The 19,309-nt window shown below is 73.6% G+C and carries 20 protein-coding genes; 9 read left to right on the plus strand and 11 right to left on the minus strand.

The annotated features are described in order from the left end of the window. Positions 1-16 precede the first annotated feature (16 nt). On the minus strand, positions 17-1,279 hold the full coding sequence (locus ABZX67_RS12140; protein ID WP_355357813.1) for an MFS transporter: 1,263 nt from the start codon (positions 1,277-1,279) through the stop codon (positions 17-19). A gap of 132 nt (positions 1,280-1,411) precedes the next feature. On the opposite strand from ABZX67_RS12140, the gene ABZX67_RS12145 reads away from it, so the two are divergent. From ABZX67_RS12145 to ABZX67_RS12160, 4 genes are all read left to right on the plus strand, one after another. After that, complete coding sequence (locus ABZX67_RS12145; RefSeq protein WP_355357816.1) at positions 1,412-1,729, plus strand: MerR family transcriptional regulator; 318 nt, start codon at positions 1,412-1,414, stop codon at positions 1,727-1,729. Continuing rightward, positions 1,672-2,505, plus strand: coding sequence for a DNA polymerase III subunit beta (locus ABZX67_RS12150; protein WP_355357819.1), 834 nt, complete (start codon positions 1,672-1,674; stop codon positions 2,503-2,505). The genes ABZX67_RS12145 and ABZX67_RS12150 overlap by 58 nt, the downstream gene beginning before the upstream one ends. A 339-nt stretch (positions 2,506-2,844) precedes the next feature. Further along, positions 2,845-3,702 carry an NB-ARC domain-containing protein gene (locus tag ABZX67_RS12155; protein ID WP_355357822.1) on the plus strand — a complete coding sequence of 286 codons (858 nt, stop codon included), beginning with the start codon at positions 2,845-2,847 and terminating at the stop codon, positions 3,700-3,702. Further along, on the plus strand, positions 3,648-3,884 hold the full coding sequence (locus tag ABZX67_RS12160) for a tetratricopeptide repeat protein (protein WP_355357825.1): 237 nt from the start codon (positions 3,648-3,650) through the stop codon (positions 3,882-3,884). The genes ABZX67_RS12155 and ABZX67_RS12160 overlap by 55 nt, the downstream gene beginning before the upstream one ends. Here ABZX67_RS12160 and ABZX67_RS12165 read toward each other — a convergent pair. Both ABZX67_RS12165 and ABZX67_RS12170 read right to left on the minus strand, forming a co-directional pair. Beyond that, a complete protein-coding gene (locus ABZX67_RS12165; protein WP_355357828.1) occupies positions 3,868-4,920 on the minus strand; it encodes a glucose 1-dehydrogenase in 1,053 nt (350 codons plus the stop codon). The two genes, ABZX67_RS12160 and ABZX67_RS12165, sit on opposite strands and share 17 nt — an antisense overlap. A gap of 213 nt (positions 4,921-5,133) precedes the next feature. After that, on the minus strand, positions 5,134-6,033 hold the full coding sequence (locus tag ABZX67_RS12170) for an SGNH/GDSL hydrolase family protein (protein ID WP_355357831.1): 900 nt from the start codon (positions 6,031-6,033) through the stop codon (positions 5,134-5,136). Positions 6,034-6,353: 320 nt separating this feature from the next. Here ABZX67_RS12170 and ABZX67_RS12175 point away from each other — a divergent pair, with 320 nt between their 5' ends. Together ABZX67_RS12175 and ABZX67_RS12180 are read left to right on the plus strand one after the other, a co-directional pair. Then, on the plus strand, positions 6,354-6,728 hold the full coding sequence (locus ABZX67_RS12175) for a hypothetical protein (protein ID WP_355357834.1): 375 nt from the start codon (positions 6,354-6,356) through the stop codon (positions 6,726-6,728). 132 nt (positions 6,729-6,860) lie between these two features. Next, entirely contained in the window at positions 6,861-7,787 is a 927-nt protein-coding gene (locus ABZX67_RS12180; protein ID WP_355357837.1) for an aminoglycoside phosphotransferase family protein, read from the plus strand. A 68-nt stretch (positions 7,788-7,855) separates the two neighbouring features. Here ABZX67_RS12180 and ABZX67_RS12185 read toward each other — a convergent pair whose 3' ends face one another. The 3 genes from ABZX67_RS12185 to ABZX67_RS12195 are packed head-to-tail and all read right to left on the minus strand — an operon-like array spanning position 7,856 to position 9,718. Next, positions 7,856-8,551, minus strand: a complete 696-nt coding sequence (locus ABZX67_RS12185) for an SMI1/KNR4 family protein (RefSeq protein ID WP_355357840.1) — start codon at positions 8,549-8,551, stop codon at positions 7,856-7,858. Then, a complete protein-coding gene (locus ABZX67_RS12190; protein WP_355357843.1) occupies positions 8,544-9,215 on the minus strand; it encodes an HAD-IB family phosphatase in 672 nt (223 codons plus the stop codon). The genes ABZX67_RS12185 and ABZX67_RS12190 overlap by 8 nt, the downstream gene beginning before the upstream one ends. Beyond that, positions 9,212-9,718: an NUDIX domain-containing protein gene (locus ABZX67_RS12195; RefSeq protein WP_355357846.1), complete on the minus strand. Its 507-nt coding sequence runs from the start codon at positions 9,716-9,718 to the stop codon at positions 9,212-9,214. The genes ABZX67_RS12190 and ABZX67_RS12195 overlap by 4 nt, the downstream gene beginning before the upstream one ends. Positions 9,719-9,946: 228 nt before the next feature. Here ABZX67_RS12195 and ABZX67_RS12200 point away from each other — a divergent pair, with 228 nt between their 5' ends. Beyond that, positions 9,947-10,615 carry an isochorismatase family cysteine hydrolase gene (locus tag ABZX67_RS12200; RefSeq protein ID WP_355357849.1) on the plus strand — a complete coding sequence of 223 codons (669 nt, stop codon included), beginning with the start codon at positions 9,947-9,949 and terminating at the stop codon, positions 10,613-10,615. Here the strand turns inward: ABZX67_RS12200 and ABZX67_RS12205 are convergent. From ABZX67_RS12205 to ABZX67_RS12215, 3 genes are all read right to left on the minus strand, one after another. Beyond that, positions 10,612-12,237, minus strand: coding sequence for a CocE/NonD family hydrolase (locus ABZX67_RS12205; protein WP_355357852.1), 1,626 nt, complete (start codon positions 12,235-12,237; stop codon positions 10,612-10,614). The genes ABZX67_RS12200 and ABZX67_RS12205 overlap by 4 nt on opposite strands. Before the next feature lie 98 nt (positions 12,238-12,335). Then, positions 12,336-12,560: a ferredoxin gene (locus ABZX67_RS12210; protein WP_355357855.1), complete on the minus strand. Its 225-nt coding sequence runs from the start codon at positions 12,558-12,560 to the stop codon at positions 12,336-12,338. Beyond that, positions 12,557-13,753, minus strand: a complete 1,197-nt coding sequence (locus tag ABZX67_RS12215) for a cytochrome P450 (RefSeq protein WP_355357858.1) — start codon at positions 13,751-13,753, stop codon at positions 12,557-12,559. Before ABZX67_RS12215 ends, ABZX67_RS12210 begins: the two co-directional genes overlap by 4 nt. A 368-nt stretch (positions 13,754-14,121) precedes the next feature. Between ABZX67_RS12215 and ABZX67_RS12220 the strand changes: the two genes are divergently transcribed. After that, positions 14,122-14,979 (plus strand): GNAT family N-acetyltransferase, encoded by an 858-nt coding sequence (locus ABZX67_RS12220; protein WP_355357861.1) that lies wholly within the window; start codon positions 14,122-14,124, stop codon positions 14,977-14,979. A gap of 24 nt (positions 14,980-15,003) precedes the next feature. Here the strand turns inward: ABZX67_RS12220 and ABZX67_RS12225 are convergent, their stop codons facing one another. Both ABZX67_RS12225 and ABZX67_RS12230 read right to left on the minus strand, forming a co-directional pair. Next, positions 15,004-15,408, minus strand: coding sequence for a hypothetical protein (locus ABZX67_RS12225; RefSeq protein ID WP_355357864.1), 405 nt, complete (start codon positions 15,406-15,408; stop codon positions 15,004-15,006). A gap of 9 nt (positions 15,409-15,417) precedes the next feature. Continuing rightward, the gene (locus tag ABZX67_RS12230) at positions 15,418-17,814 is read right to left on the minus strand and encodes a hypothetical protein (protein WP_355357867.1); all 2,397 of its coding nucleotides are present in this window, start codon (positions 17,812-17,814) and stop codon (positions 15,418-15,420) included. Positions 17,815-18,118: 304 nt separating this feature from the next. On the opposite strand from ABZX67_RS12230, the gene ABZX67_RS12235 reads away from it, so the two are divergent. Beyond that, complete coding sequence (locus ABZX67_RS12235; RefSeq protein WP_355357870.1) at positions 18,119-19,297, plus strand: hypothetical protein; 1,179 nt, start codon at positions 18,119-18,121, stop codon at positions 19,295-19,297. The last annotated feature ends 12 nt before the right edge of the window (positions 19,298-19,309 follow it).

Below are 19,309 nucleotides of genomic sequence, written 5' to 3' on the forward strand. Positions count from 1 at the left end.
TGGGGGTGCCGCGGCCTCACGGCGCCGGGTCGCGCGCGTCGTACCGCGCGAACCCGCGCCAGCGCAGCGCCAGCAGGCCCACCGCCACCACGCAGGCGACACCGCCTCCCGTCACCGCGAGCGCCGGCGTGGTCAGGTCGGCGACCGACCCCGCGACGAAGTCGCCCAGCCGCGGCCCGCCCGCGACGACCACGAGGAACACGCCCTGCAGCCGCCCGCGCATGTCGTCGGGGACCGCCGCCTGGACCATGGTGTTGCGGAAGACCATGCTGACCGTGTCCGAGAATCCGGCGAGCGCCAGGAAGAGCACCCCCAGCCACAGCTCGCGCGTCAGCCCGAAGACCGCGACGGCGGTCCCCCACGAGGCCACCGCGAGGAGTACCGCGAGCCCGTGCCGCCGGATCCGGCCCTGCCACCCCGAGAACACCCCGCCCAGGAGCGCCCCGAAGGCGGGCGCGGCCACGAGCAGCCCGGTGGTGCGCGCGTCACCGCCGTACCAGAGGACGGCGACGGCCGGCAGCAGGGCCCGGGGGTGGGCGAGGATCATCGCGCAGAGGTCCGAGAAGAACGTCATCCGCAGATTGGGCCGGGTGCCGAGGAAGCGGAACCCGTCGAGGACGGAGGCCCGCCCGGTGCCGCCTTCGCCGCCCTTGCGGTCGGGGAGCATGGCGGGCAGCCGCCACATCGCGTACAGGGCGGCGCCGAAGGTGACGGTGTCGACCAGGTAGGCGGCCTCGTACCCCCACAGGCCGACGATGAACCCGCCCAGCATGGGCCCCACGAGCGTGCCGGACGTCATCGTCATCGAGCTGAGCGCGTTGGCGGCCGGCAACTGCTCGGGCGGCAGCAGCCTCGGGATCATGGAGCTGCGCGCGGGCCCGTTGAGCGCCTGGCAGACCGCTTGCAGCGCGACGATCCCGTACAGGAACCCGACGTGGTGGAACCCCGCGAACGTGGCCGCGGTGAGCGCCGCGGACAGCACGGCCGAGCCGGTGGCGCTGCCGAGCCCCAGCTTGCGCCGGTCCACGGTGTCGGCGGCGGCGCCCCCGTACAGGCCGAAGAACAGCAGCGGTACGAGGGAGAACAGGCCGACCAGGCCGACCGAGAAGGTGGAGCCGGTGAGGTCGTACACCTGGAGCGAGATCGCCAGGGTCGTCATGCCCTGGCCGATCCAGGAGACGGTGTTGCCGAACCACAGGCGCCGGAAGTGGGCCGAGGATCGCAGGGGGGTGAGGTCGGCCAGGATCCGGCGGCGCACGGCGGTGGGCGTCGCGGTCACGACCGGTCCGCCGCGCGGCCGGGCAGGCGGTCGTGACCCGATTCACGTGCGTGGTGCGTGCATCTGCGTGTCGGCATGGGCAGCAGCATAGGGTTTGACCTTCAAGCCGCTTGAACGCCCACACTCGCAGGCATGGATGACAGGGACGACAACGACGGCCTGCTGAGCATCGGCGCCTTCGCGCGCAGGGTGGGCCTGGCACCGAGCGCTCTGCGGTTCTACGACGACTGCGGCGTGCTGCGGCCGGCCCGGGTCGACGAGGTGACGGGCTACCGCTTCTACGCCCCCGGCCAGGAGCCCCGCGCCGCGCTGCTGCGGCGCCTGCGGGAGGCCGGGGTGCCGCTCACCGACGCCTCGCTGGTCCTCGACGGCCCCCCGGAGAGGCGCGCGCGGTGCTCGAGGCGCACGCCCGGAAGGCGCGGGAGGCGGCCGACGCGGCCCGGTCGGTGATCGGTGAGATCGGGGCGGTCCTCGGCGGCCCGGCGGACGGCGCCGGCGCCACCCGGGTCCGGATCGGGGGAGCGGAACTGGCCAGCGCGGTACGGCAGGTGGCGCCCGCCGTCGTCGGCGCGGCCCTGCGCGAGGAGTTCCCCGCCCTCGGCTGCGTCCTCGTCGAACTCGACGGCCAGGAGGTGCGGCTGGTGGCCACGGACCGCTACCGGCTGGCGGTCCGGACGCTGCGGCCGCTCGCGACCGAGGGCGGGCCCCGCCGGCTCCTGGTCGACGCCCACGACATGAGGGACCTCGCCTCCTGGGCCGTACGCCGGCCCGAGATCGTGATCGAGGCCGGCGGCGGGGGCGACGCGCGCCTCGTGAGCGGCGGCCACACCCGGACCGTGACGCCCGTCGGCGCGACCTTCCCCGACTACCGCCTGGTCCTGGACGCGCTGCCCGCCCCCCGGACGCGGATCATCGCCGACCGGACCGCCCTGCGCGCGGAACTCGCCACGGCCGAGGCGAGCGGCACGGCCACCCTGCACACCGACGGCCGGCACCTCCTGCTCTCCCGCCCCGGTGCCGCGCCCGTGACCCAGCGGGCCCTGCGCACCGGGGAGCCGCTGCGCGTCTCCTTCGACCCCGAGGTGCTCCTCGCGGCGCTCGACGCCGGGGTCGGCCCCGACGTGCTCCTCGAGGTCTCCTCACCCGCGGAGCCGGTCGTCGTCCGCTCCGCCGACCAGGGAAGCTTCACCACCCTCGTGATACCCGTCAGGGAGGAGTCGGCGTGAACCCCGAGAACCCCGTCGTCCAGTTGTGCGCCCAGGGCATGCAGGCCGAGACCGAAGGTCGGGAGACCGACGCCCAGGCCCTGTTCCGGCGCGCGTGGGAGAGCGCCACCGACGACTACGAAGCCTGCGTCGCCGCCCACTATCTGGCCCGGCACCAGCCGACGCCCGAGGAGACACTGCACTGGAACCAGGAGTGCCTCGACCGCGCCGACCGAGCTCGCCCTCCAAGCGGCCCACCGCGCGCTGAGCCGGCCCGACTGGTTCCCCGGCGGCGTCCTCTTCCTGGACCTCTTCGGCTACGACGACGAGCGCCGCCTGACCCCGGCGCACGCCCTCGACGTGCTGCTGCGCGCGCTGGCGGTGCCGGCGCAGCACATCCCGCCCGACGTGCAGAGCCGCACCCTGCTGTACCGCACCCTCCTCCAGGGGTACGCCGACGAGGGCAGGCGCGTCCTCGTCGTCCTCGACAACGCGTCCGCCGGCGAGGACGTGCGGCCGCTGCTGCCCGCCGACGCCACCACCGCCGTTCTCGTCACCTCCCGCCACACGCTCGCCCTCCACCTCGGTGAACGCCTCTTCGACCTGAACGTGCTCGAAACCGGCGACTCCGTCGCGCTCCTGCGCCGGCTGCTGCGCCGGTCCCGGCCCGGAGACACCAGGGTGGACCGCGAACCGGAGCAGGCCGCCCGCATCGCCGAGCTGTGCGGCGGGCTGCCGCTGGCCGTCCAGATCGCCGCGGCCCGGCTCGCCGACACGCCGGCCCGCCCCCTGGCGTCCCTGGCCGAGGCGCTGGGCGACGCGCACCGCCGCCTCGACGGACTGCACCGCGAGGACCGGGCCGTACGAGCCGCCTTCGACCTGTCGTACCGCGTGCTCACCGAGCGGCAGGCACGGCTGTTCCGGCTGCTGGCCCTCAACGCGGGGCCCGACCTGGCGACGGAGGCGGCGGCCCGTCTCACCGGCGAGGACCCGCACGACGTCGAGGAGCCCACCGGGACGCCGCCGCCATCTACCGGCACACGCACGACCGGCACGGCGAGGGACGAGCCTCCGCCAACGCCGCCATCGCGTACATCAGGATGGAACGCTTCCACCACGAGGCGGCCGAGGCAGGCCGCGAGGCGGCCCGCGTCTTCGAGGAGATGGGCGACCCCCACGCCGCGGCGGGGGCGTACACGAACCTGGGCACGGCACTGATCGAGCTGCGGCGCTACGACGAGGCCGCCGACGCCTGCCGGCGGGCCCTGCGGCTGTTCCGCGACACGGCCGATCCGGCGAGCGAGAACGCGGCGATGCACAACCTGGTGCGCGCGACGCGGGCGAAGGGCGCGAACACGAAGAGGGCCGGGGGAGACCGGGGGCTTAGCCCGTCAGGGTGATGACGACCTTGATGTCGTCGCCCTGCGCCGCGAACGCCTCCTCGGCGCGCTCCAGCGGCACCCTCCGGGTGATCATGCGCTCCAGCCAGCCCCGGTCCGCCTTGGCGAGCGCGTCGGCGGCGTGGCGGTAGTGGCGCAGGTTGGCGTTGACGGAACCCACGACCACGTCGTTCTCCAGCACCAGCTCCCGGTTGATGGTGCCCGCGTCGACGGACAGCTGCCGCCCCTTGGGCGACACGCCCGTCAGGCACACGATGCCGTACGTGGCGGTCCCGGCCATCGCGTCGAAGACCAGGTGCCCGGCCCCGGTCGCCTCGATCACCACGTCGGGACGTACGGAGGACGTCACCCGGTCGATGTCCTCGCTGTGGTACGTCGCCCCCAGGGCGGCCACCAGGTCCGGCTTCGGCCCGGAGGTCACCCGGTCGAGGACGTGCACGTCCAGTCCGCGCTGTACGCCGAGGAGCGCGGCCAGCAGACCGATCGGCCCGGCCCCCGTCACCAGCGCGCGCCGCGGCTCGAACCAGGCCCGTCCGCCGACCCGCTCCACCTGCTCCCAGGCCTTGGCGACCACGGTGGTGGGCTCCAGCAGCACGCCGACCTCCTCCAGGCCGGGGTCGAGCCGGACCGCGTAGTCGCCCTCCACGGTCCAGAATTCGCTGCCGTACCCGTGGCGTTCCTTGATGCCGCGCTCGGTGTAGCGGCCGTTGCGGCACATGTCGAACTCGCCGTGCGCGCAGGCACTGCACGGCTCCGGGTCCGGACGGCGCACCACGCCCACCACCAGGTCCCCCGTCTCGAACCCGCTGCCCGGCGGGGCCTCGCGCACCCGCCCCAGCGACTCGTGCCCGAGGATCAGCCGCTCCTCGCCCGGCGGGGCCCAGCCGTACTCTCCGGCCAGGATCTCCTTGTCCGTGCCGCAGACCCCGACCGCCAGGCCCTCGACCAGCAGCTCGCCACGGCCCGGGACCGGCTCGGGAACGTCCCGTACCTCCAGGGACCGGGCGGACGACGGGCGGATGGTGACGGCGCGCATCGGCTTCTCCCTGGGTTTGCGCGGACTCGGAGCACAGCGGCCGGGCGCACGCGGCCGCTGTACGTCGCCTGCCTGTCGCGGGTACCCGGCCGAGGCGGGCCAAACGGCCCGAGCGACACGGACCCGGCAGAGCGCGGGAACGCCTCCGCCGGCTCGGCGCGACCGCGCGAGCCGGCGGAAGCCGCAGGTCCGGGGGAGGTCGGTCGACGGTGGTCAGTCGAGGGTGGCGAGGACCGCGTCGGCCATGGCCCGCTCCCCGGCGGCGTTGGGGTGGAACGGAGCGGCGGCATTCGTGCTGAGCGGCTCCACCCAGCGGGTGCCGGCCGGCTTGCACGCGTCGTGGCCTATGGACGTGGTGTACGTGTCGACGTAGACCGCGCCGTGCGCGGCGGCCTGCGTGGCGATCATGCTGTTGAGGCGCTTGTGGGTGTCGCGCAGCCACGGGGCGTCGCCCTTGGCGATGGAGACCACCGACGGGCAGTTGGTGCCGTCGTCCGGCAGGATCGCGGGGTAGCCCGTGACCAGGATTCTCGCCTGGGGGGCGCGCTGGCGGATGCCCTCGATGGCGGCGGCGATCTTGGGGGCGGTGGCGTTGATGGTCTGGGCCAGCCGGTCGGTGCCGGTCCAGGTGTAGCTGGTCTTGCACGGGGAGCCCGACATATTGAACAGGCCGAGGCTCACGCAGCGGACGATGATGTTGGCGAAGCCGATGTCGTTGCCGCCCACGGTGAGGGTGACCAGGTCGGTGTCGGCGCTGAGCGCGTCCAACTGCGGTGGCACGGACGCGTGCTGGCTTGACGTCAGGTGCACGGTGGTGGCGCCGCCGCAGGTGACGTCCTTGTGGGCGGCGGGTGCCAGCGCGGCGTTCACCAGCGCGGGGTAGTTGCGGCTGGAGCGCGCGCAGGTGGAGTCGGTCTGGTCCGGTACACCGGCTGCCGAGGCGTACGAATCACCCAGGGCGACATAGCGGTTGACCGCGGCCTCGTCGGCGAGTGCGGGGCTCGCACCGGCTCCGACGGTGGTCGCGAGGGCGGCCGCGGTGGCGGTGAGGGCGAGGAGGGCCCGCGTACGGGTACGGGGGCGGGGGCGGCGGCTCGACGGAACTGATCGCATGACGGTGCCTCTCAAGTGGGGGTGGAGCGCCTGCCGTTGGCGGTCGGGACAGGTGGGCAAGGCGCACGGCGTCATGGAGGCGAGGCGGGCCCGTCCGCCTGCCCGATGACACCGCGAGGGCACTGCGCGCGCAGTTACTGACCAGTTGTACTGGCACGTAATATGCGGTCGACGTGACGGTCCGTCAAGGGATCTCGCAAGAAGTCGTTCAATCGGATACTTGTTGGGCTGAGCCCCCTGTCACCGCCGCCCTTCGATGAGGCACTCGAACATCGGCAAGCGGCCCCACCCCGCGGCCGTCAGCTCCTACCGTGACGGGTATGAGCACCGACGACATCAATCCCGATGACGAATGGCCCCTGCCTCCCGCGTGGATGTTCGACTGCGCGGACTGCGTCCGCATCTACGGGGCGATGAAACGCACCCTGGCGGAGATCGACATCCTCAGCCTCACCGTCGAACCCGGCGTGGACTACGACCCCTTCGACAGCGGCCCCGGATCACAGATCCGCCTCGCACACCATCTGGCGACCTCCCACCGGGACCTGCTGCCCGACTGGCTCGGCGGATGCGCGCGCTGCGCCGACCACCGGAGATGGCTGACCAGGAAGGACGCGACCGGTTACGAACTGGTCGCCGCAGAGCACCGGGCCGCGCATCTGTTCATCCCGCCGAGCAGAGTGGGCCTCTTCTAGAAGACGGCGGGGCGCGAAATGAGTTGACCGGCCCCGGGCTCCCGCGTTCCAGTGGTGTCGCGGTCGGCCCCCAGCCGGGCGGCCCAGCCCCGACCGTCACAGCCCCGCCTGTCACCACCGCTGGAGGAACCCATGCGCGCCGCGAAGATGCACGCGGACGAGCCGGACATCGACGCGGCTCTCGTACGCCGGCTGATCGCCGCACGGTTCCCGCGGTGGGCGGGGCTGCCCGTGGCCCCGGTCGACTCCGCGGGCACGTCCAACGCCATGTACCGGCTCGGCGAGGACATGGTCGTACGGCTGCCCCGCACGGCGGGGGCGGCCGGTGATGTGGGCAGAGAGCACACGTGGCTGCCACGGCTGGCCCCCGCGCTCCCCGTGCCGATTCCCGTGCCGCTGGGCACGGGGCGGGCCGCCGAGGGCTATCCGTGGCCGTGGTCCGTCTACCGGTGGCTCGACGGCGCGAACCCGGACATCGGGCGCATCGCCGAACCGGACGCGTTCGCGCGCGATCTCGCCGAGTTCGCCGCCGCGCTGCACGGCCTCGACACCGCCGGCGGGCCTGCCTCGTACCGCGGCGAACCCCTGGCGAGACGGGACGCCGAGACCCGCGCCGCGCTCGCGCACCTGCGCGGAACCCTCGGTACCGACGCGGCGGCCCGCGCGTCCCTGGTCTGGGACACGGCTCTGCGCGCGCCCGCCTGGCCCGGCCCGCCCGTCTGGATCCACGCCGACCTCCAGCCGGGCAATCTGCTGACCGCCCACGGCCGGCTCAGCGCCGTCATCGACTTCGGATGCCTGGGCCTGGGGGACCCCGCCGTCGACCTGATCGCCGCCTGGTACGTCCTGCCGGCCGAGGCGCGCGGCACGTTCCGGGACGCGCTGGAGGCCGACGACGCCTCCTGGGCGCGCGGCCGCGGCTGGGCCCTGTCGATCGCGCTCCTCGAACTGCGGTACTACCGCGACACGAACCCGGCCATGGCGAGGATCGCCCGACACGTCATCGACGAAGTCCTCGCCGACCAGGAGCACGTCGGCGGACCGGCGCGGACCCGGTGAGGCGGGGGCACCGGGGTACCGGGACACCGGGGCTCGGCGGCCGGCTCCCGCCGACGCCCCGGCGCTCCTCACCCCTCCAGCCAGTCGCCCGGCACCGCCTCCCGCAACCGCTCCAGCGCCGCCTCCGTACGCGCCCGGGCGTACACGCAAAAACCCTCGAGCTCTCGTATCAGGACGTCCTCGCCGGAGAACCAGCGCATCCCGCGCCCCACGGGCGGCAGTTCCCGGAACAGCCGCTCCACCACCGCGATCTCCCGGGCCTCGGTCTCCAGGTAGTCGCAGAACCCGCCGTCGAACAGGACCACTTCCGACATGACCATCTCGACGCAGGCCGCGGTCAGGCTCGATTCCCAGGGCTCCCAGCGCTCCTGGGACGCGTCCGCCAGATCGGTACGCATCACGGTGCCGGGCTCGTCGCGGTCGAGCTCCTCCAGGGCGACGCCCCAGAAGGCACAGCCCTGGTTCTCCACCCGGTAGACGAGCGCGCCGTCGGCGACGTACAGCTCCTCCGGCGCCAGCAGGGTGTCGTGATTGCCGGTGAGGTCGCCCCGACGCCCGAAACGCAGGTACGCCTCGCGCAGCGCCGCCGGCAGGCGCAGGCCCAGTCGACGCTCGGCCGCCTCCACCTCCGCCGGGCTGCAGCCGTCGCCGGGGCGCAGCGGCCGCTGCCAGTACGCGGCGAAGCCGGCGATGAACCGCCAGGCCTCCGCGCGGTCGTGAAGCGCCCGGGTCAGCCCGGCGTGGATGTCGAAGGTCTCAGCCATGCCCGCACCCTACGGCCGCGCACTGACAGCACCCCATGGAGGTCCTGGCGGCCTGGTACGCCCCACGCAGGTCGTCACCGTCGTACCGGTGGCGGGCGAGTCGACGCAGGGCGCTGCCGGCGTTGACGGCCACGGTGTGGGTCAGCTCGAGGAACAGGGGGATGTCCGAGCCGGAGTCCCCGTACGCGACGCAGGAGTCCCGGTCGAGGCCGAGCGCCGTGCGGATGCGGTCCATGACGAGGACCTTGTCGGCGGGGGTGAGGATCCGCGCCGGATCGGGCGCCGTGCGCAACGGCAGCGGCGGGAACCCGGAGGCGACGACCTGGTCGACGCCGAGCGCCGTCAGGCGGCCGGCGAAGAAGTCGGGGGACATGGTGATGACGGCACTGTGCTCGCCGCGCTCCCGGATGTCCGCGACCACCTCCGCCAGCCCGCCGATCCACGGAGCGCCGGCGAACACGCCCGCCACCGTCTCGGCGGCCAACCCCCGCCACAACCCGCACAGTTCGGACGCGAACCCGCGGGTGTCCACGGCTCCCGCCGCGAAGGCCGCCTCCAGCCGGACCAGCTCCGGCAGGCAGCCCAGACGGCGGGCGATCTCCAGGCCGGCGGTGGTGCCGCGCAGCAGAGTGCCGTCCATGTCGAAGACGTGCAGGCGGCTCATCGCCCTGCCCACGGGCCGCCCGGCGCGTCCGGCGCGTCCTGTGCGGCCGCCGGATACACGGCCCAGCCGTCCGGGGCGGGCCGGTTCAGCCAGGCGGCGAGCAGCGCCGCGCTCGGCGGGAACAGCGGCGCGGGCAGGTCCTCGGGCCGCGCCCAGAGCCATCGGTCGAGGACCTCCGGCTCGAGGACGGCGGCGACGGCGTCCTCGGCCGCGACCCGCGCCAGCACGCCCGCCGTCATGTGGGTGCGGTCGCCGGCGGTGTGCAGGGCCATGGCGAACACCCGCGCGCCGCCCGCCCCGGTGATGCCGCTTTCCTCGGCAGTCTCCCGGAGAGCGGCCTGCTCGAAGGTCTCCCCGGCCTCCACGTGTCCTCCGGGCAGACACCAGGACGCGGACTCCCCCCGCTTCACCCGGTGCCCGATCAGCACGGCGCCGTCGGGCCGCAGCAGTACGGCTCCGACCCCGACGACCGGCCGGGGCCCCCGCGCGGACGAGCTCGTCACCGCCGAGGGCCCGCTCCGGTGAACTTCCCCCGGGCCGCCTCCGCCCCTGCGCACGGTGCCCCCATCGCTTCTCCGTTCTGTCACCACGAACGCATCATCGCACCGCCGTTCGGCCGACCGGGAACCGGCGGATGGACCCCTCGCCGCATGGGGAGCAACCAGAGCGGCGGCGGCCGGCGGCCGGCCGGAACCCACCGCCCCGACCACCACCGAGGGGAGAGCACCGCCGTGACGGGAAACGAACCGCTCCTGCACGCTTGGCACATCGAGGACCGGGACTACCGGCGTCAGGAGGAGCGCCGTGGCCGCCGATTCGCGTACGAGACCCTGGACCCCGCCCGCACCGCTGTGGTGGTGGTCGACATGGTCCCGTTCTTCGTCGACGCCAACCCGTACTGCCGCGGCATCGTGCCGAACATCCAGCGCCTGGGCGACCGCCTGCGCGCGGCCGGCGGAACAGTGGCCTGGGTACTCCCCGGACGCACCGATCGCACCCCTGTCGGCGACGAGTTCCACGGCCCCGAGGCGGCCGAGATGTTCCGGGCCTGCGGCGGCAGCGGGCCGCTCGCCACACGCCTGTGGCCCGGCTTCGGCGTCGCCGCCGACGACGTCCTGGTGGAGAAGACGGCACCCAGCGCCTTCTTCCCCGGCCGCTGCCCCCTGCACGAACTGCTGCGGCAACGGTCGATCGACACGGTGCTGATCACCGGCACGGTCACCAACGTGTGCTGCGAATCCTCGGTCCGCGACGCCTGGACGCTCGGATACCGGGTCATCATGGTGGCCGATGCCTGCGCCACCGGCCGCGACGAGGACCACAACGCCACCCTCCGCACCGTCTATCGCTCCTTCGGCGACGTGCGGCCGACAGCGGACGTCCTCGCCCTGATCGGCTAACGGTCCCCGCCTGCCGCAGGCGCGGCCCGCAGCGGAAGCGTCACGCGGGGCGAGCTCAGGGACATGCGGGCGCCCGGCGGGTTGTGCTGCCGGTAGACGGGGTCCGTGGTGTCGACCACCAGACTGATCCGGTTGCCGGCGGGAACGTCGTACGCCGTCGCCCCCATGTCCAACTCCACGGTGAACGGCACCCCGGGGGCGCGATCGCGGAACGTGTACGGCACGTGGCTGATCAGCCGCCCGATACCGAGGGGTTCCACCTCGTAGAGGTAGGCGAACAGCGTGCCCCGGGGAGCGCCGGGTGTGACGGTCAGGGTCAGGGACGGCGTGCCGCGCACCGGCAGGGGGCGGGGGCGGCCGGGGAGCAGGTCCCACACGGCCGCGCCCGCGGCCGGAACGAGCGGCATGACGACCGGCTGCGGCAGGCCGTGCTTGTCCAGGGTGGGGGACAGGCCGGGCAACCCCGCGTCCGCACCGGTGAGTACGCCCGCGCGGACGGTGGCGGTACGCGGCACCAGCGGCCGCAGCTCCGGCGTCCGACCGGTCATCGCCTGCCAGCCGGTGTAGCGCTCGTCGCCGTGTCCGAGGCGCGGCCGTACGAGCAGCGGCAGAGGCTCGCGGGCCCCGTCCTTCTGGTCCCGGACGTAGGTGTCGAGCCACCGTTGCGCACGCCGGCACGGTTCGAGCCGCAGGTTCAGGCCGCAGTGCAGCAGCGGCTCGACATGGTCACCCGGCCGCAACTCCAGGTGTTTCGGGCCTTTGAGCGACGTGAAGAACCGGGCCATCTGGGCGGGAGGGGCCACGAGCATGTCGCCCCAGTTGTGCACCAGGAAGACCGCGGGGCGGCGGGCGTTGAGCGCCTTCAGGTGGTGCCGCGGTGACCGCACCTCCGCCCACGCCCGCATCCGCGCGGTGGTGGTACCGGTGAGCGCCGCCCGCGCGTACGCCGTCAGCTCGGGCGACGGACGCCCGAGCAGGTGAGCGGAGGCCGCCAGGATGGCGACCTTGGCCCGCTCCTCCGTCGTACGCCCGAGCAGAGCCTCGCCGAGGTCGGCCCAGCCACCGATCGCGGCGACCGCGTCGATGCGCGGATCGGCGGCGGCACCCAGGAGGCCGAGCCCGGCTCCGTAGGAGTAGCCGAGGACGCCGCTGCGCTCCGGGTCGGCCACCCGGCCGCGTACGGCCCAGTCGATGACGGCCGACAGGTCACGGACGTCGCCGGGCCCTCCGGTGTCGATGGTGCCGATGGACGAGCCCCACCCCCGCGGGGAGTACGCGACCACGAGGTATCCGGCGTCGGCGTAGTGGCGGGCCTCGAGGAGGTAGGGCAGTCTGCCGGCCATCCACGTCCCGGGCATCACCAGCAGCGGCGGCCGTGTTCCCCGGGGTCGCACGGCGCGAGCCGGGGCGTATACCCGCACGTCGAGGGTCACCCCGGGCTCGGTCGCGATGCGCTGCGCGAGCGGCAGTGCGTCGACCACCCGGGCGGTGGCCCGCGGGACCGTGGGCGGCGACGCGGACCAGGTCAGCCCGAGGGCGACGGCTGCGGCCACGGCCGCCGCCCAGCGGTGGCGGCGTCGGCGGTGGCGCGGGGAGCCTGCGGGATGCGGCGGCAAGGGCATGGGGAGGCGTCCGTGATCAGTGCACACGCGCGTGTGCGCGCGTGTCGGCCGGCGTGGTGCTGTGCTGGTGAACGACCCCACGTGCCGATGGTCACCGCCTAGGAACCGCCGGCTTCCGGCTCGTGAACCGTGAGCGCCCTGGAGGGACACACACCGGCGGCCATCCGCGCCGCCGCGAGAGGGGCCGCGGGCGGCTCGGCGTCCAGCAGCAGGACGAGGCCGTCCTCGGGATCCTGGTCGAAGACCTCCGGGGCGGTCAGTACGCACATCCCCGCGCCGATGCAGCGCTCACGGTCGACGCGGACGTACGCCGTCGTCCTCATGACGCCCCCTTGTCCCAGGTGACCGGAAGGCTCTTCACCCCGTGGATGTCCGCGGTCGCCGGACGCAGGGCGACCTCTTCGGCCGGTACGGCCAGGCGCAGCGTGGGGAAGCGGTCGACCAGCGCGCGGAACGCGACGCGCATCTCGACGCGGGCCAATTGCTGCCCGAGGCACTGGTGGATGCCGTGGCCGAAGGCCACATGCCCTCCGTACGGCCGGTGGAGGTCGAGCACATGGGGATCGGCGAAGCGCTCGGGGTCGCGGTTGGCGGTGTGGTACGACAGGACGACCGTCGTGCCGGCCTCGATGGTGTGGCCGCCCAGCTCGACGTCCACCAGCGCCGTCCTCATGACCGTTTGGGCGACGCTCAGATACCGCAGCAGCTCCTCCACGGCGCCGTCGGTGAGCGCGGGGTCGGCGCGCAGCGCGGCCAGTTGCTCCGGGTTGCGCAGCAGCGCGAACGTGCCGAGGGACAGCATGTTCGCGGTCGTGTCGAACCCGGCCGCCAGCAGAATCAGGCTGATGCCCTTCAGCTCCTCGTCGGTCAGATCGCTGTCGGTGAGTTCGCTGAGCACGTCGTCGGTGGGGTGCGCGCGCTTGGCGGCCACCAGCTCCGCCAGGTACTCCTGAGTCGCGGTGTAGGCCGCTACCAGCTCCTCGTCGCTCACCTCCCCGCCCATGAACGCGTCGATCTGCTCCTGGAAGGAGCCCCGGTCCTCGTACGGGACCCCGAGCAGCTCGCAGATCACGATGGTGGGGATGGGCTTGGCGAACGCGGTCACCAGGTCCGCCGGCGGCCCGGCCTCCTCCATGGCGTCCAGGCAGCCGGAGGTGATCTGCTCGATGCGCTCGGTGAGCAGGCGCATCCGCCGAACGGTGAACTTGCCCACCAGCGGTTTCCGGTAGCGCCCGTGCCGGGGCTCGTCCATGAGGAGGAACTCGCCGGGCGGCGCCGGAGGAAGCTCGAAGTCCACGACGTTCATGAGCTCCTTGCGCGAGCTGAACCGCGCGTCGGCCAGGACCGACCGGACGAGGTCGTATCCGGTGATCAGCCAGCCGGGTTTTCCGCCGGGGTGGGTGTAGCGGCTGATGGGGCCGTGCCGACGCGCGTCGATCAGCTCCGCCGGAGGGTCGAAGGGGCAGCCGGGGGGACGCGCCGTCGGCAGCGTCGTGATGGTGTGCGAGTCAGCCATGGCCATTCCTCAAGTCGCGATATGACGTGTTTGCTGTTGACCGAAAGCTATGTTGCGTTCAACGAATCGTCAATCGTATGGATGTCATAACGCCAGGCCAGCACGGGTAAATTGATGCAATGACGCGGAGGATTAATGCAACGGCGCGTTGCAATGAAGGACGGTGAAGGCAATACTCGCGACATGCCAGGCAGCGCGGCCGCCAGGGAGGCTCCGCAGCTCACCGGGCTCGCACGGGCTGGACACCCCGTTTTGTCCGTGGACAACCGGCCCTACGGTGCGGAGCTCCTCGCGCGGCGGGCGGCCCTCGGCGGCGCACGCAGCGCACGTGCCTTTCCCTCAGCCGAGTCCAGCGGAGATCATGCGGCATGCGCCCGGATCACTGGTACCTCACCGAAGACGTCGACGACTTCCTCGCCCGAGCCGGGGACTTCCTGCGCTCGCGCCCCGCCCCGCACATCATGCCGCTGACCGTGACCGCGAGACTGCGCGCACGCGGCGCGGACGCCTACGGCCCCCCAGCCGCCCTCTTCGGCAGCCTGGAGCGAGCGGGCGAGGTGCACGCGACCCTTCACCGCCTCCCGTCCCGGGGCCTCGGCCTGACCCCCCTTACCCCCGAGCAGGCCGACGCCCTCGCCGCCCACCTGGCCGCCCTCGGGCACTCCCTGCCCTACGTCAGCGCGGACGACGGCACCGCCACGGCCTTCGCGGAAGCCTGGCGGCGGCACACGGGCGCTCAACCGGCACCGCGCGTTCGGCTCCGCCTGCACCGCCTCGGCACGCTCACCCCGCCGGAGCCGTTCCCGGCGGGCCGGGGCCGGCTCGTGGACGAGCAGGACCATGAGCAACTCATGCGCTGGTGCGCCGAGTTCGCCACGGACGTCGGAGAGGACGTCTCGATCGACGCCGGCTCCTGGGCCGGCACGCGCTTCGCCGACAAGCGCTATACGTTCTGGGAGACCCCGGACGGCACGCCCGTCTCCATGGCGGGCGCCAACCCGATGGTCGCCGGCATGATCCAGGTGGACCCCGTCTACACCCCGGCTCACCTCCGCGGCCGTGGCTACGCGGCTGCCGTGACGGCCGAGGTGTGCCGGGCCGCACTGACCGCGGGCGCCGAGGAGGTCGTCCTGTTCACGAACGCGGCCAACACCACCAGCAACGCCCTCTACCAGCGCATCGGATTCGTCCCGATCACGGAGTGGACCGTCTACGACTTCGCGTGAGTCGAACCGGCCGCGGGACGGGGCTCAGAACGACTGGATCATCCGGGTGAGTTCGGCGACGGCCGCCGCCAGGGGCGCCGCCGGCTGGGCGAAGAGCGTGAGCCGTTCGAGCGCCCGCCGTACGACCCCGGGCTCGGGCGCGTCCTCGTCGAGCTCCTCGCGCAGCCTGCGCAGCTCGGCCCGGGGCGACTCCTGGTCCGGCAGGGCGGCCCTGTGCTCGTCCAGCAGGCGCTCGACGAGCAGCAGCAGGGCGTCCACCTGCGCGCGCTGGTCCGTGCCGGGCGGCTGGATGGAGACGCGGCCGGCGACGGCCCGCGCGTGCGGGCCCACCGCCTGGTTGGCGACCTGACTCTGGCCGCCGTACTGCTGGACACCGAAGTTGAGCACGTGGGACGGCTCGTCGGGGGACTGGGGGGCTTGACCGGACACGTGCCTCTCCTATCGCTGGGCGGAGCCACCGGACCGCGCCGGGTTCCCGGCCGTGGGTGCGGCGGTGGCCGTGGCCGACTCGGCGGTCGCCTGGGCGCCTTGGCCCACGGCCTGGTTCCCCACCACGCTGACCCCGCCCGTCTGCAGGACACCGTGGTTGAGGATCGTCTGCGTCTGGGCCCGGAAATCGGCCGTGTCCACGCCGTGCTCGTCCAGGAAGTCCCGGACGGCCGCGAGGGCGTGCCGGTCGAGCGCGTTCAGCACCCGCTGCGCGTCGCCGAACTGGAAGTGGTGGAAGTACTCCGGACCCTGGACCTCCTCGCGGACGCTCACGCGGGCGCCCCGGTCGTACGCGGGGTCGTCGTCGGCCGCCATCATCTCGTGGAGCAGGCGGCGGGGCCGTCGGCGCTCCGCGAGGACGTCCGCCAGCCAGGCCCGGGGCGCACCCCACAGCGCCGGGCCGGTACGCGGCAGCGCCTTGACCGTCAGCGCGAGACGAGCGTCGTCAGGGGCGGGCAGGAGCACGTCGACCGCGTGCAGATCGCGCCGTACGGGCCCGAGGACGAAGCGCTCGCACCGCAGGTGGAGCGCTCTGCCCACCACCGCCACGTGCAGGAAATGACTGGGTACGACCTCACCGCCCCACAGGGGCAGGTGGGCCGCCAGGCAGTGGCGGGCCACCCCGTCGGGGTGCGTGGCGATGCGCCGCAGCTCCTCGACGGGCAGCCGCGTGGCGGGCGCGCGCAGCGGATCGGGCAGGAAGGGCCCGTCCTCGGCGAGCTCCCTGCCGCTGACGAAGACCCGGTCCTCCACGACGAGCCCCGCGAGGCGCGCCCCCTGAACACCGGCCACCGGCCCCCGGTCGTCATGACCTCTGGCGGGACCGGGAACGACGGGCAGGCCGTCCGCCGCCTCGCGCAGCCGGCGGCGCAGCCGCTCCACGACGTCCCAGGCGTCGAAGTCGGTGACGGGCGCCGAGGGGTCGCGTCCCGCTCCGGGCGACGGTTCGGCGGGCAGCAGCGGCAGCGACAGGGTCCACTGCGACTCTTGCCTGCCGTATCCGATGAACGGCGAGAAGCCGCTGTAGCACGTGACGTTGGAGCGCTGGGCCTCGGCCACCGCCGCGATCCTGGCGGCCGCCCACGGCTCCACCGCTCCCGGCCGCGGCAGCGCCTCCGGGTCGAAGGCGTCACGCCGTAGCGCACCGCGCAGCCGGGCGTCGACGTCCGCCTCCTCCGCGGTGACGGTACGCAGCGCGAGTGCGCCGCCCACGATCACGGCGACGAGCGGCACAACGCCCCACGCGTAACCGCCGACCAGCCACTTCACCAGGCCCGGCAGGGGCAGCGCCGACAGCCACACGCCCACCAGCACGCCCGCCAGGAGGAGGGAGACCGCCGTGCCTGCGAGCCGCCACACGGAGCCGGACGCGGACAGCAGTTCCCGTCCGCGTATCGCATACCGCCGCGCCCGGGGCCGCGCCGCGGAGCCCAGGGCCCGAAACGCCAGCCGGGCGAAGAGCAGCCACAGCGGAGCGAACAGCGCGATGACGCCGAAAGCCACGGCCAGCCTGCGGTCCCGTTCACGGTGCAGCCGCCGGGCGGTGAGACTGTGCCGGGCGACCGGCACCAGGTCGACTCCGGGCGACACGGCGATCGCGCCGAGCCCGTCTCCCAGCACGTCATCGACCACGCGGCGGGCGAAGGCCGGATCGGTGTACGCGGCGGCACAGAGGTAGCGGGTGGCGTCCCTCGGTTCCGTGCCGGTCGCGACGGCGTCGGGGACGTCGGGGGAGGGGTGGGCGTGGGCCATGGCGGTGCTCCGTTCACGGAGTTCACGCGGTTGACGGAGTTCACGGATACGTAAGGCCGTCCGGCCCCGGGTCCGGGTCCGCGGAGCCGTGTACGCACCCGTGTGCATACCCGCGTACACGACCGCGATGAGGAGGCCCAGCAGCAGGCCGAAGACCAGACCGTCGACGAGGAAGGTGACAAGGATGCCGGAGGCGTCCCGGCCGTAGGCGAGGAAGACGCCGGGCCCGGCGTTCACGGCCACGGTCCAGGACACCACCATGCTCAGGACCGAGACGGCCACCCCCGCACCCAGAGCGGCGGCCCACCGCCCGCCCGCCGCCGGAGTGCGGGCGACCAGCCGGGGAACCAGGAGGGCGACCCCGGCCACAAGGGCCACGGTGCCCAGATTGCCCGGCCAGCCCACCTCGCGGGCGAGGGGATCGGGCCCCGGCGACAGATCCCACTGCGGGACGAACAGCGAGTGGTGGAGCAGCGCGAGCAGGTTGTCGTCCGGCCACGATGCGATGAGTGCCTCACGCGCCCAGGGGCTGCCCACCAGCACCAGAAGCACGCACAGGAAGACGACTCTCCCTCTGCCACCCGTGCGTCCCACGGCATCCACCCCCGCCAGATCCGAGACTCCGTACTCTAGGAAGCGGGCGACCGGGTGTCAGCCGAATGCGCACAACTACCATGCCGCGCAGGGCAGATGAGTGCGCTCGATACGATCCGTGGCGGACTGGGGCGGGTGCGGACGTACGATCGGGGCGTGACGAGCACGTGCGAGTGGCGGGGCGAGGCAGCCGGCACCGTGCTTGTCGTGGCCGCGGCCGAACGGTACACGGGCCCTCAGCCGGCATGGGGCGGGTCAGAGACCACGTTGCGGTCCCCGCGCGCGGAGCCGATACGGTGCTGACGTGGTGATCAATGGGCACGATGGGGCAGGGACGGCGCTGGTCCTCGCGGCGTCACCCGTCGGCAAGGGACGTCTGATCGACGCGGTGAGCGTACTGCCGGCGCTCGCGGCGGTACCTCCGGCGGCACTGACGGGGACGGCGGTGGCGACTCTCGTCGAACTCGCCGACCCCCTCGAACCGCAGGCGGTGCTGACGCGTCTGCGCGCCGCCGTGGCCTCGCCGGGGCCGCTGGCGCTCTACATCACCGGCCAGCTCCACCTGGACCACAAGCAGCGTCTGCCGCATTTCGCGCTCGCCCGTACGACGCCCTCCACCCTGCGCTACACCGCCCTGCCATGGCACTGGATCGCCGGGGAACTCAAGCTCCGCCGCCCCGGTACCACCGCGGTGGTCGTGGACCTGGTCGCCGACGCGGCGGTGTGGGAACGGTTGGCGGCGCGGCGGTCCGAGCTGGCGCTCGGCTACGGGATACGGGTCTACGGGCGCATCGCGCCGCCGCCGGACCGTCGTACGCTCGCGACACCCGAATACCTGAGCGCCTGTACGACGATCTGGCGCAGCGGAGCACGCCCGTCCCTCGCCGACCTGCACGCCCAGGTCGCGGTGCAGGTCGGTGCCGATGGCAGCGTGCTGCTCGCCGCGCCGCCCCCGCAGGGCCCCGCCACCGTACCCGGGCAAACCGGCGCCCTCACACCACCCCCGGCACCCCCGGCAGCACCGACAGAGCAGGCGCCCGGCAGTACGCCGGACCCGCTGCCCGGAATCCTCGACGCGGCCAGGGCCGGACGCCACGATGAGGCGCAAGCCGCCGCTCAGGCGTGCGAGCAGGAGGCCCTGCGCGCGTACGGGCCCGGTTCGCCGCAGGTCATCCACTGGCTGGAGGTCCGCGCCGAGCTCGCCCACCTCGCCCGTGACGCGGGGCGAAGCTGCGAGCTGTGGATGGCCGCCGCCCACGCCCGCCTCCAGCGCCGGCAGGCCCCGGACGACCCGGACGTCGAAGGCGCCGTCGACCGCGCCCACCACCAATGGGAACAGCTCCGCGACGCTCACGCCGCCCGCGCGCTGGCCCCGGCCCTGGTCACCCTGCGCGGCCGGGTACCGGGGCGGCAGCGCGGCGCCCTGCACCTGCTGCGGCGCAGGGTCGAGTCCTTGCACACGCTCGCGCCGCCACCGCGGTAGCACGCCGACAGG

The sequence above is a fragment of the Streptomyces sp. NPDC003036 genome (assembly GCF_040611175.1).
Classification (GTDB): Bacteria; Actinomycetota; Actinomycetes; order Streptomycetales; family Streptomycetaceae; genus Streptomyces.

Bases quoted from the DNA above. Each gene is read 5' to 3' on its own strand.
- ABZX67_RS12205 (WP_355357852.1), bottom strand. From the start codon at position 12,237: ATGCCCTTGCCGCCGCATCCCGCAGGCTCCCCGCGCCACCGCCGACGC.
- ABZX67_RS12220 (WP_355357861.1), top strand. From the start codon at position 14,122: ATGCGCCCGGATCACTGGTACCTCACCGAAGACGTCGACGACTTCCTC.
- ABZX67_RS12145 (WP_355357816.1), top strand. From the start codon at position 1,412: ATGGATGACAGGGACGACAACGACGGCCTGCTGAGCATCGGCGCCTTC.
- ABZX67_RS12165 (WP_355357828.1), bottom strand. From the start codon at position 4,920: ATGCGCGCCGTCACCATCCGCCCGTCGTCCGCCCGGTCCCTGGAGGTA.
- ABZX67_RS12190 (WP_355357843.1), bottom strand. From the start codon at position 9,215: ATGAGCCGCCTGCACGTCTTCGACATGGACGGCACTCTGCTGCGCGGC.
- ABZX67_RS12185 (WP_355357840.1), bottom strand. From the start codon at position 8,551: ATGGCTGAGACCTTCGACATCCACGCCGGGCTGACCCGGGCGCTTCAC.
- ABZX67_RS12215 (WP_355357858.1), bottom strand. From the start codon at position 13,753: ATGGCTGACTCGCACACCATCACGACGCTGCCGACGGCGCGTCCCCCC.
- ABZX67_RS12175 (WP_355357834.1), top strand. From the start codon at position 6,354: ATGAGCACCGACGACATCAATCCCGATGACGAATGGCCCCTGCCTCCC.
- ABZX67_RS12210 (WP_355357855.1), bottom strand. From the start codon at position 12,560: ATGAGGACGACGGCGTACGTCCGCGTCGACCGTGAGCGCTGCATCGGC.
- ABZX67_RS12180 (WP_355357837.1), top strand. From the start codon at position 6,861: ATGCGCGCCGCGAAGATGCACGCGGACGAGCCGGACATCGACGCGGCT.
- ABZX67_RS12160 (WP_355357825.1), top strand. From the start codon at position 3,648: ATGGGCGACCCCCACGCCGCGGCGGGGGCGTACACGAACCTGGGCACG.
- ABZX67_RS12170 (WP_355357831.1), bottom strand. From the start codon at position 6,033: ATGCGATCAGTTCCGTCGAGCCGCCGCCCCCGCCCCCGTACCCGTACG.